The 11,313-nt window shown below is 70.9% G+C and carries 9 protein-coding genes and 2 pseudogenes; 4 read left to right on the top strand and 7 right to left on the bottom strand.

Going from position 1 to position 11,313, the window contains the following annotated elements; genetic code table 11:
* Together JNW89_RS15460 and JNW89_RS15455 are read left to right on the top strand one after the other, a co-directional pair.
* A partial coding sequence (locus tag JNW89_RS15460; RefSeq protein WP_238449446.1) for a neutral zinc metallopeptidase occupies positions 1–708 on the top strand: 708 nt, incomplete at its 5' end.
* Between the two features lie 124 nt (positions 709–832).
* Entirely contained in the window at positions 833–1,480 is a 648-nt protein-coding gene (locus JNW89_RS15455) for an HAD family phosphatase (RefSeq protein ID WP_238448224.1), read from the top strand.
* A gap of 59 nt (positions 1,481–1,539) precedes the next feature.
* Here the strand turns inward: JNW89_RS15455 and JNW89_RS15450 are convergent, their stop codons facing one another.
* From JNW89_RS15450 to JNW89_RS15430, 5 genes and pseudogenes are all read right to left on the bottom strand, one after another.
* Complete coding sequence (locus JNW89_RS15450; RefSeq protein ID WP_238448223.1) at positions 1,540–4,089, bottom strand: ABC transporter permease; 2,550 nt, start codon at positions 4,087–4,089, stop codon at positions 1,540–1,542.
* Positions 4,089–4,856, bottom strand: a complete 768-nt coding sequence (locus tag JNW89_RS15445) for an ABC transporter ATP-binding protein (protein ID WP_238448222.1) — start codon at positions 4,854–4,856, stop codon at positions 4,089–4,091. Before JNW89_RS15445 ends, JNW89_RS15450 begins: the two co-directional genes overlap by 1 nt.
* A 346-nt stretch (positions 4,857–5,202) precedes the next feature.
* Positions 5,203–5,328, bottom strand: a pseudogene (locus tag JNW89_RS15440) (response regulator transcription factor); the annotation flags it as partial.
* 25 nt (positions 5,329–5,353) lie between these two features.
* The gene (locus JNW89_RS15435; protein WP_238448221.1) at positions 5,354–7,393 is read right to left on the bottom strand and encodes a glycogen debranching N-terminal domain-containing protein; all 2,040 of its coding nucleotides are present in this window, start codon (positions 7,391–7,393) and stop codon (positions 5,354–5,356) included.
* Positions 7,390–7,767: an SCP2 sterol-binding domain-containing protein gene (locus JNW89_RS15430; protein WP_238448220.1), complete on the bottom strand. Its 378-nt coding sequence runs from the start codon at positions 7,765–7,767 to the stop codon at positions 7,390–7,392. Before JNW89_RS15430 ends, JNW89_RS15435 begins: the two co-directional genes overlap by 4 nt.
* Positions 7,768–7,975: 208 nt before the next feature.
* Between JNW89_RS15430 and JNW89_RS15425 the strand changes: the two genes are divergently transcribed.
* Together JNW89_RS15425 and JNW89_RS15420 are read left to right on the top strand one after the other, a co-directional pair.
* Positions 7,976–8,353, top strand: a complete 378-nt coding sequence (locus JNW89_RS15425) for an SCP2 sterol-binding domain-containing protein (RefSeq protein ID WP_238448219.1) — start codon at positions 7,976–7,978, stop codon at positions 8,351–8,353.
* Positions 8,350–10,446 carry a glycogen debranching N-terminal domain-containing protein gene (locus JNW89_RS15420; protein ID WP_238449445.1) on the top strand — a complete coding sequence of 699 codons (2,097 nt, stop codon included), beginning with the start codon at positions 8,350–8,352 and terminating at the stop codon, positions 10,444–10,446. Before JNW89_RS15425 ends, JNW89_RS15420 begins: the two co-directional genes overlap by 4 nt.
* 21 nt (positions 10,447–10,467) lie before the next feature.
* Here JNW89_RS15420 and JNW89_RS15415 read toward each other — a convergent pair whose 3' ends face one another.
* Together JNW89_RS15415 and JNW89_RS15410 are read right to left on the bottom strand one after the other, a co-directional pair.
* On the bottom strand, positions 10,468–11,130 hold the full coding sequence (locus tag JNW89_RS15415) for a response regulator transcription factor (RefSeq protein ID WP_309139989.1): 663 nt from the start codon (positions 11,128–11,130) through the stop codon (positions 10,468–10,470).
* A pseudogene (locus tag JNW89_RS15410) lies at positions 11,127–11,313 on the bottom strand (two-component sensor histidine kinase); the annotation flags it as partial. The gene JNW89_RS15415 and the pseudogene JNW89_RS15410, both read right to left, overlap by 4 nt.

Raw genomic sequence — 11,313 nt, 5'->3', positions numbered from 1 at the left:
GTGGCGCTGGTGGTGGCGGCCGGTTGCGCCGTCGGCGGGGTGGGGGAGAGCGGCTCGCAGGAGCCCCGGGAACCGGCACCCAGGCAGTCCGGGCAGGCCGCCTCGCCGGGCCCGCAGACCACACGGGCCGACGGCACCACCAGCGTCGAGGAGTTCAAGACCGACATCGGCGACGCGGTGAACATCGCCGAGGACTACTGGGGCGCCCAGTTCAAGGCCTCCGGCCAGCAGTTCCGCCCGATCCGCCGGATCGTCCCCTACCAGCGCGAGGGGGAGGTCGCCTGCGGCGGCCAGGCGCTGCCGCGCAACAACGCCGTCTACTGCTCCCAGGGTGACTTCATCGCCTACGACGTCAACTGGTCGGTGGCCGCGTTCCGCCAGGTCGGCGACGCGTTCGTGTTCTACCTGCTCGGCCACGAGTACGCCCACGGCATCCAGGTACGCCTCGGCATCCGCTACAACTTCACCATCCAGCAGGAGTTGCAGGCCGACTGCATGGCCGGGGCGTACCTGGGTGACTCGGTCCGCTCGGGCGTGCTGACGTTGGACACGGGCGACCTCGACGAGTTCCGCGAGGGGCTGCTCGCCGTCGGTGACGACCCCGACCAGCCGTGGTTCGCGGAGGGCTCGCACGGCACCGCCGAGCAGCGCACCGACTCGTTCTTCCGCGGCTACGAGAACTCCCTGGACGCCTGCGACCTCGGCTGAGCGGGATCGTCCAGGTCACCTTCCGCGGGGAGGGCGGCGGGCCGCCCGGGCCGGGCTGAGAGGATCGCCCCGACACCATCCCGGCCGGAGGAGGCCCCCGCTGAGCAGCCCACACCCCGCCGCCGTGCTATTCGACATGGACGGCACCCTGGTCGACAGCGAGAAGCTGTGGGACGTCGCGCTGCGCGAGCTGGCGGCCGAGTACGGCGGCACGCTCTCCGACGGCGCCCGCCGCGCGGTGATCGGCACAAGCATGGCCGAGTCGATGCGGATCGTGCACGACGACCTCGGCCAACCGGAGCGGGACCCGCAGACCAGCATCGACTGGATCAACGCCCGCATCCTGGAGCTGTTCCGCACCGGGCTGCGCTGGCGGCCCGGCGCGCTGACCCTGCTCCGGGCGGTACGCGCCGCCGGCATCCCCACCGCGCTGGTGACCTCCAGCGGGCGACCGCTGGTCGAGGTGGCCCTGGACACCCTCGGGCGGGACAGCTTCGACGCGGTGGTCTGCGGTGACGAGGTGGACCTGGCCAAGCCGCACCCGGAGCCGTACCTGACGGCGGCGCGGCTGCTGGACGTGCCGATCGGCCGGTGCGTGGCGATCGAGGACTCGCCGACCGGGGTGGCCAGCGCGCTCGCCGCCGGCGCGGCGGTGCTGGCGGTGCCCGCGGAGGTGCCGATCGCGCCGATCGACGGCGTACACCAGGTGGAGAGCCTGACCGCGGCGGACCTGGAGCTGCTGGCCGCGCTGCTCGGCGAACCGCCGGCCTGAACCACGCGCGAAGGGGCCCCGCCGACCGGCGGGGCCCCTTCGTCTCTCCCTGCTGAGGATCAGTCGTGGGCGATGGCGCCCAGCACGTTGATCCGCGCGGCGCGCACCGCGGGCAGCACCGCGGCGATCACCCCGATGATCGCGGCCAGCCCGAGGAAGATCCCCATCTGACCCCACGGCAGGATCAGATCGGTGATGCCCTCGTCCTTGAGCGCCTCGACCACCGCCGCGCCGAGCCCGGTGCCGACCGCCACGCCGAGCAGCGCGCCGAAGACCGAGATCACCACCGCCTCGACGGTGATCATCCGCATGGTCTGCGCCCGGCGCAGCCCGATCGCCCGCAGCAGGCCCAGCTCGCGGGTCCGCTCCAGCACCGACAGGGCCAGGGTGTTGATGATGCCCAGCACCGCGATCACGATGGCCAGCGCCAGCAGGATCTGGATCATCCGCAGCGGAGTGTCCAGCTGGCTGGTCTGCTGCTCGATGAAGGCGGCCCGGTCGGCCACCGACACCTCGGGGCTGTCGGCGAGCAGCGTCTCGACCTGCGGCTGCACGTCGGCGACCCGGGCGCCGGGGGCGAGCTGCAGGAAGCCCTGGATCGGCTGCGGGATGGCGAAGTCCCGCGCCGCCTGCGGCGGCAGCACCACCGGGTTGGTCAGCTGCGAGCTCTCGTAGATGCCGCTGACCGTGTACGTGCGGGCCTCGCCCCGGGACAGCTGGACGGTGACCTTCGAGCCGACCGACACGTTGCGGGACTTCGCGGTGTCCGAGCTGAACAGCATCTGATCCGGCGCCAGCCGGCTGATGTCACCGGCGGTGGCCTTCGCCCCGAAGATCCGCTCCAGCGAGGCGACGTTGCTCGACGCCGCCACCCAGGTGCGCTCGCCGTTGACCACCGCCATGTCGCCGTACTCGCCGTCGACCATCTGGACGCCCGGGATGCTGGCGGACTTCTCGAGCACCGCCGGGTCGAAGCTCGGCGGGCGGGGACCGCCCTGCACCCCGGAGATCACCAGCTCGGCCTTGATCTGGTCCTCGGCCAGCGCGCTGATGCTGCCCTTGGCCGAGTCGAGGATCACCGTCACGCCGGTGACCAGCGCGATGCCGACCATCAGCGCGGCCGCGGTGATCGCGGTGCGGCGCGGGTTACGGCCCGAGTTGAGCCGGCCCAGCTTGCCCGGCACCGACCAGGCGAACAGCGCCCCGAGCAGGGACACCACCGGCCGGCTGATCAGCGGGGTCAGCAGCGCCACCCCGATGAAGGCGAACAGCACGCCGCCGAGGATGGTGGCCAGGGTGTTGTCCCCGGCGTTGCCGCTGAGCCCCAGGAAGAGCAGCGTGCCGCCGATCCCCGTGACGATCGCGCCGGCCACCGTCACCTTGGTCAGCGGGCGGTCCGGGGTGGCCACGTCCTGCATCGCCGCGATCGGCGGGATCCGCGACGCCCGCAGCGCCGGCAGCAGCGCCGCCACCACGGTGATCACCAGACCCACCGAGAACGCGCCGATCACCGCGGCCGCCGGCACGCCGATGCCGGCCAGCGCCAGCCCGCCCGCCAGCTTGCCGAACAGGTACGCCAGCAGCGCGCCGACGCCGATGCCGGCGCCCAGTCCGAGCACGGAGGCGATCAGGCCCACCGCCACGGCCTCCAGCACCACCGAGCCGATGATCTGCCGGCCGCTGGCCCCGATGGCCCGCATCAGGGCCAGCTCCCGGGTGCGCTGCGCCACGATGATCGAGAAGGTGTTGAGGATGAGGAAGGTGCCGACCAGCAGCGCCACCGCGGCGAAGCCGAGCAGGATCTTGTTGAAAAAGGAGAGCCCCTCCTTCAGCCCTGCCGAGGCGTCGGCGGAGAGCTGCTCGCCGGTCTTGACCTCGAAGTCGCCGCCGACCGCGGCGGCGATGTCGTCGCGCAGCGCGGCCTCGCCGACCCCGTCGGCGGCCTTCACGCTGATGTTGGTGAACACGTCCGGCTCGCCGAGCATCAGCCGCTGCGCCACCGGGGTGGTGAAGGCGATCTCGTTGGCGCCGCCGAGGGAGTCCCGGTCACCGCTGTAACCGAAGACGCCCACCACGGTGAAGTCCTTCTTCGGCTCCAGGGTCAGCACGCCGACCCGGTCGCCGACCTTGACCTTCGCGGCCTGCGCCAGCGCCCCGTTGATCACGATCTCGTCGTCGGCGCGCGGCTCGCGGCCCTCGCGCAGCTTGACCAGGTCGCTCTCGCCCACCCAGTTCTGGCCGAGCTGCGGCGGCCCGAACGAGGTGACCACCTTGCCGTTGCTGCCGATCAGGCGGGCGCCGTCGGCGGCGACGATCCCGGTGGCCTCGGCCACCCCGCCGACCGTGCGGACCTTCTCCAGCGTCGCGGCCGGCATCGCCGCGGGCACCTGCTCACCCTCGGTCTCGCTGAGGGCGATCTTCGGCTTGGCGGAGACGTTGACGTCGACACCCTCGTACGCGTCGGCGAAGACGGCGTCGAACGAGCGGCCGAGCGTGTCGGTCAGCACGAACGCGCCGGAGACGAACATGACGCCCAGCACCACGGCCAGGCCGGAGAGGATGAGGCGTACCTTGCGTGCCAGCAGGCTCTTCCAGGTTGCGCGGAACATCAGCGCGCCACCTCGGCCGGCGTGTCGAGCTTCTTCATGGTGTCCAGCACGGTGTCGGCGGTCGGCTCGATCAGCTCCGAGACGATCTGCCCGTCGGCCAGGAAGATCACCCGGTCGGCGTACGCGGCGGCGGTCGGGTCGTGGGTCACCATCACGATGGTCTGGCCGTGCTGGCGTACCGAGTTGCGCAGGAAGTTCAGCACCTCCGCGCCGGAGCGGGAGTCGAGGTTGCCGGTCGGCTCGTCGGCGAAGATCACCTCGGGTCGGGCGACCAGCGCCCGGGCGCACGCCACCCGCTGCTGCTGACCGCCGGAGAGCTGCGCCGGGCGGTGCCCCAGCCGGTCCCGCAGGCCGACCGTGTCGATCACCGTGTCGTACCAGGCCTGCTCGGGCTTGCGGCCGGCGATGGAGAGCGGCAGCAGGATGTTCTCCTGGGCGGTCAGCGTCGGCAGCAGGTTGAACTGCTGGAAGATGAAACCGACCTTGTTCCGCCGCAGCTTGGTCAGCCCGGCGTCGCCGAGCCCGGTCACCGTCGTGTCGCCGATGTGCACCGTGCCCTTGGTGACCGAGTCCAGCCCCGCCAGGCAGTGCATCAGCGTCGACTTGCCCGAACCCGACGGGCCCATGATCGCCGTGTACCGGCCGCGCTCGAACTCGGCGCTCACCCCCCGCAGCGCGGCGACCTGCGCCTCGCCGCTGCCGTACACCTTCCACACGTCGCTGGCCCTGGCCGCGGCCTGCGCCTGCCGGCCTACCGTCGCCGTCACGTCATATACCTCTTCCGTCTGCCTGCGGTGTCCCCGCCGCCCCCGCTGGTCGGTGGGGCTGGTTCCATCCTCGGTGCCGCGCGCCCCGATTCCGTCCGACTCCCGGCGGAGCGGATGCGGATTTCGCACTGCGGGTCGGCCCCGACCCGGGATCAGGGTTGCCCCTGAGCCGACGACCGGTCGAACGCGTTTCCGCCCGCCGGGACGGCGCCGGAACCGACGCTAGAACCTGACGCCACGTCATGGTCAACCGCGCCGCGCCGTCTTTTGTGACGGTAGGTGACCACGGCAACCGGGCCGTCGCCCCACCGGCGGCTCCTTGAGTACGCCCCGTGACGTAGCCGGCTCAGGCCTTCGAGCGCACCAGCCCCGACTCGTACGCCAGCACCACCGCCTGCACCCGGTCGCGCAGCCCCAGCTTGGTCAGCACATGCCCGACGTGGGTCTTGATGGTGGTCTCGCTGACCGACAGCGTCACAGTTGCCACCGCCCAGCGGTCAGCGCCGCTCCGGGTGGGCGCGTCCCAGGGCGCCGGCCCGGCCCCACCGGCCGGGAATGCCGAGCAACTCGATCCGGCCCATGCCCGGGGGCACGGCCGGCCTGGTCACCAGGTGGTTCCCGCGGGGCTCCATGCCGAGCATGGTCCGCAGCAACAACAGGGAGCTGCCCGTGGACCACGCCTGTGGACTGCACGCCGTGGGGTACAACACGGGATACCGGGTCAGCGTCCGGTCGTATCCGCCGAAGGCCTCCGGCAGCCTGCCCTGGAAGTGGTGCGATGCGTCGATGATCCCCTCGGCGATGCGTCCCGCCTCGCGGGTGAAGCCGTAGCGGCGCAGCCCCCACGCGATGAACGCGTTGTCGAAGGGCCAGACGGTGCCGACGTGATAGCCGAGCGGGTTGTAGCGGCCCTCCCCCTCGGCGAGGGTGCGTACTCCCCAGCCGGAGAAGAGTCGGGGGCCGAGCAGGTGTTCGGCGATGCTGGCCGCGCGGGATTCCTCGACGATGCCGCTCCACAGCAGGTGCCCGATGTTGGAGGCCAGGGCGTCGACCTGGTGGCCGTCGCCGTCGAGGGCGAGGGCGTAGTACTCGCCCTCGGCGACCCAGAAGTCGCGGTTGAAGCGCTGTTTCAGGTCGGCCGCCTCGCGTTCGAGCCGGTCGGCGTAGTCGGGGTCGTTCCAGAACTCTCGGGCCAGCCGGGCGCCGCGGATCTTGGCGTCATAGGCGTAGCCCTGCAGCTCACAGGTCGCCCGGGGCAGCGCGGGCAGGGTGCCGTCCCGGAAGGAGATGGCGTCCCAGGAGTCCTTCCAGCACTGGTTCTCCAACCCGTTGCGCTCGTTGCGGCGCTGGTACCAGACGTAGCCGTCGCCCATGAGGTCGCCGTACTCGTCGATCCAGTGCAGCGCGGCTCTCGCGGACCGCTCCAGCAGTCGCACCGTGGTGGCGTCTCCGGTCCACCGTTCGTACTCGTCGAGCAGGATCACGGACAGCGGGGTGGAGTCGGCGCTGCCGTAGTACGGCGAGTGGGGCTGCTCCTCGAAGCCGATCGTCTCCCCGTACCGCAGTTCGTGCAGCATCTTCCCCGGCTCCTCCTCGCGGAAGTCGTCGAGGACGACGCCCTGCAACAGCGCCAGCAGGCGCAGCGTCGTGAGCGCCAGTTCCGGCACGAACGGCAGCGCCTGCAGGCTGGTGAAGATGCTGTCCCGGCCGAAGATCGCCATGAACCACGGCAGGCCGGCGGCGGGCAGGGCCTGTCCGCCGCCGGTGAGCGGCATGAAGCGCAGCGCGGCGAGATCGGCCAGGCTGCGCCGGTAGGTCATCGCCAACGTGGGGGAGTCGCAGGTCAGACGGGGGGCCTCCGCGAGCCAACGGTCCAGGTCCTGCCGCAACTGCCGGCGGCCCCGAGCGGGCGAGCCCTGCAGACTCTCCCGAAGATCACGTCCGTCCACGCCCAGTGCCCGCACGTGGATGTCGGTGACCCACTCGCCGTGCGGTTCGAGCCGGACGTCGTACGTCAACCCCCGCTCGTCGATCTGCGCCGGCTCGGTGGAGGAGATCGACGTCTCCCGGTGGAACGTCTCTCGCCGATAGCCGAGCCGCAGGCACCCGTCCTCGATCCGGGCGTAGTGCCGGCCCTTCTTGTTGCGCACGTCCTTGATCTCGAAAAGGTCGGCGAAGTCGCTCTCGATGTCGATCCGGATCCGCAGGTCGACGGGCCCGGGTTCGTGGTTGATCACGGTCAGCCGCTCGTTGAAGCTCTCGCCGAGCGAGCGCTCGCGAATGGCCGACACGCTGATGTCCACCAGCGGAGTCAGGACGGTCGGGACGATGAAGAATCGACTCTCGAAGTAGTCGACCTCCTCAACGGTGAGCGCGTTGACCCGTTCACCGTTGATGGAGAGGATCCATTTCGACAGAAACCGGGTGTCGAACGAGAAAAAGCCGGTCGGGATGGCCGGCGACGCGTCGATGTCGCCGGTCTCCTCACTGACCACGAACGTGTTGCCGTCCAGCAGTCGAACGAGTCCGTCGCTCATGCCGGTCCGCTCTTCCGGTGGGCGAACTCCCGTGGGTGCTGCGCGCCGGGTGGCCCCGGCATCACCCGCTGGAGTAAACGGGCAAGCCGCACGTCACCTTCGGCCCTGAGTTCGTTACGCACCCACGCCGCGTAGATGTGCGACCTGCCGGTGACGATCCGGTCGAAGGCCGCTCGGCTGCCCCTGAGCACGCAGTCGGCCCCGCTCTCCTCCCGCGAGACGTGGACATCGCCGCGTCTGATCACCAGCAACCAGTGGTCGACCTCGTGGTCCTGTTCGAGGTCGAACCGGATGCTGCCGACGGCGTCCTCAAGGAGGGGTTCGTGGCCCCGCCGGTCGAGCGCGTCGAAGAAGTTCGCGGTGGGATTCGACATGAGCCTCCTCCGGTAGGTCCCCCGAGCCCGGACGAGCAGCCACCCTCACGATGACCGGTGGCGGCGGATCGCCGCATCACCCGCACCGGATGAAACGTCAGTGCCTGCGTGGGTGGCCCGGCGATCTCATCCGGTCCGGGTGAGGTCAGGGCACCGCAATCTGAGCGAGGCTGCACCCTGGTCGCGATTCTTCTGCAGGGGTGGTGCCATGTCGGAGACGACCCGGAAATTCTTCGACGCGCTCGAACGACACGGCCACGAACGCGTGCTGAAGAAGACGAACGGCACCATCCGATTCGACCTGGAACACGACCAGGAGGTCGACCACTGGTTCGTGGAGATCCGCGGGGGCGCCGTTCGCGTGTCACAACGGGACGGCGACGCCGATGCGGTCATCCGTACCGACCGTGCCTTCTTCGATCGCATGGTCCGTGGCGAGGCCAAACCGCTCCCGGCGTGGATAAGGAACGAGATAACGAGCGAGGGAAAGTTCCGGTTCATCGTCCTGCTGGAGCGGCTCTTCGCACCTCCGCCAGGGGCGCGACATCCGCGCGACCTCGTGCGTGACCGTGGGGGGCGCGGATGAAGACGGACCTCGTCAGGATCCTCGACGGCAACATCTTCGTGCTGAGCGACGGCAGTGGGGACCTGGAGGCGAAGCCCACCGTGCCGTGCGGGTTCTACTCGTACGACACCCGGTTCCTGTCCCTGTGGCGGCTGACCCTCAACGGTGAACGGCTGAGCCCGCTCGCCCGCGACGACCCGTCCTACTTCGAGGTGCGCTTCTTCCTGGTGCCCGGCGAACCCACCCACTACGTCGACGCGAAGGTGTCGGTGATCCGGGAGCGGTCGGTGGCCGGTAGCTTCGAGGAGCAGCTGACGGTGCTCAACCACTCCCGCGAACCGGCCGAGATCACCGTCCACGTGGAGGCGGACTCCGACTTCATGCCGCTGATCGTGGCGGCACAGGGACGTACGCCGAAGGGTCGGCTGTACCGGCGCGTCGAGAACGGCCGGCTGCATCTCGGCTACCAGCGGGACGCGTTCCGCCGGGAGACGGTCATCTCCTCCACCACCGAGCCGGCGCAGGTCGACGAACGGGGGCTGACGTACCAGATCCGGATCGAACCGCACGGCCAGTGGACCACGACGCTGCACGTCCGAGGCCTGGTGCTGCGCCCGGACGGTGAGGACGTCCGGGAGCATCTCCATCCCGGCCGCCGCCGGCGGGACAGATTCCGGCTCGAGCGGAACCTCCAACAGTGGCTCGGCACGGCTCCGCAGCTGAACTGCGACTGGGAGCCACTGGAGCGGACGTACCGGCAGTGCCTCGTCGATCTCGCCGCGCTGGGGTACTCGCCGCTGACGCTACCGGCCGAGGCGCTGCCCGCGGCAGGTCTGCCGTGGAGCGCGACCCTCGCCGGCCGGGAACCCATCTTCGCCAGCCTGCAGGCGTTGCCGTTCGCACCGGACCTCGCCCGCGCCGCCCTGCACATGCTCGGCATCGACCAGGGCGCGGTGCTCGACGACTTCCGGGACGAGGAGCCGGGCAAGATCCTGCGGGAGTTCCGCTACGGGGAACTGGTCGCGTTCGAGGAACGCCCGCAGGCCCCCTACTACGGGGCCGCCGACGTGACCCCGCTGTACGTGGTTCTGCTCGACGAGTACGAGCGGTGGACCGGAGACGCCGATACGGTGCGGGAGTTCGAGGACGAGGCGCGGGCGGCCCTGCACTGGATCGACGAGTACGGCGACATCATGGGCGACGGCTACGTCTGGTACCAGCGCCGCAACGAACAGACCGGGCTGGAGAACCAGTGCTGGAAGGAATCCCCCAACGCGATCTCCTTCCGGGACGGCAGGCTGGCCGGTCTGCCCCGAGCAACCTGTGAGCTGCAGGGCTACGCCTACGACGCCAAGATCCGCGGCGCCCGGCTGGCCCGAGAGTTCTGGAACGACCCCGACTACGCCGACCGGCTCGAACGCGAAGCGGCCGACCTGAAACAGCGCTTCAACCGCGACTTCTGGGTCGCCGACGGCGAGTACTACGCCCTCGCCCTCGACGGCGACGGCCACCAGGTCGACGCCCTGGCCTCCAACATCGGGCACCTGCTGTGGAGCGGCATCGTCGACGAGTCACGGGCGGCCAGGATCGCCGAACACCTGCTCGGCCCCCGACTCTTCTCCGGCTGGGGAGTACGTAGCCTGGCCGAGGGGCAGGGCCGCTACAACCCGCTCGGGTACCACGTCGGCGCGGTCTGGCCCTCCGACAACTCCCTGATCGCCTGGGGGCTGCGCCGCTACGGCTTCACACAGGAGGCGGGACGTATCGCCGAGGGGATCATCGACGCGTCGCACCACTTCCACGGCCGGCTGCCGGAGGCCTTCGGCGGCTTCGACCGCGAGTCGACCCGGAGCCCCGTCCCCTACCCGACGGCCAACAGTCCGCAGGCCGAAGCGACCGGAGCACCCCTGCTGCTGGTGCGTATTCTGCTCGGCCTGGAGCCGTACGGGGACGATCTGGTGGTCGAGCCGGCGCTGCCCGAGCGGTTCGGCCGCATCGAACTGCTCGACATCCCGGGCCGGTGGGGCCGCGTCGACGCCATCGGCAGCGTGGATCGGCGCGGCGCGGAGACGGACCGTCGGACCAGCCTGGCTGCCTCGCCGCGCGAAGCGTGACGAGCGACCACCGTAGCCGGCTCAGGCCTTCGGGCGCACCAGCCCCGACTCGTACGCCAGCACCACCGCCTGCACCCGGTCGCGCAGCCCCAGCTTGGTCAGCACGTGCCCGACGTGGGTCTTGATCGTGGTCTCGCTGACCGACAGCGCCGCGGCGATCTCGGCGTTGGACAGCCCGCGGGCCACCTGCACCAGAACATCCCGCTCCCGTTCGGTGAGCGAGTTGAGCGCCTTCGGCGGGGTGGCCGCCGGGTCGGGCAGCACGTCAGCGAAGCGGTCCAGCAGCCGCTTGAGGATCCGTGGCGCGACCACCGCCTCCCCGGCGGCGACCGTGCGGATCGCGGTCACCAGGTCCTCCGCCGGCACGTCCTTGGCCAGGAAACCGCTGGCCCCGGCGCGCAGCGCCCCCACCACGTACTCGTCGAGGTCGAACGTGGTGAGGATGAGCACCCGCACCGGCAGCCGGGCGTCGACGATGGCCCGGGTGGCCGCCACCCCGTCCATCCGGGGCATCCGGATGTCCATCAGCACCACGTCCGGCAACAGCCGACGGGACAGCTCCACCGCCTCCTGGCCGTCCCCGGCCTCGGCCACGATGTCCAGGTCCTCCTCGGTGCCGAGCACCATCCGGAAGCCGGTACGCAGCAGCGGCTGGTCGTCGGCGAGCAGCACCCGGACGGTCACCGGTCGGCCGCCGGCACCGGCAACCGGGCCGTCACCCGGAAGCCACCCTCGGGGCGCGGCCCGGCGCGGAACCGCCCGTCGAGCAGGGCGACCCGTTCCCGCATGCCGACGATGCCGTGCCCGTCGCCGGCGACCGGCCCGCCCCGGCCGTCGTCCACGACCGTCCCACCACCACCTCGTCGG

This window comes from Micromonospora sp. 4G55, from assembly GCF_016803375.1.
The sequence above is the reverse complement of the archived record's forward strand: the minus strand, read 5'-3'. Positions and strand labels throughout refer to the sequence as shown.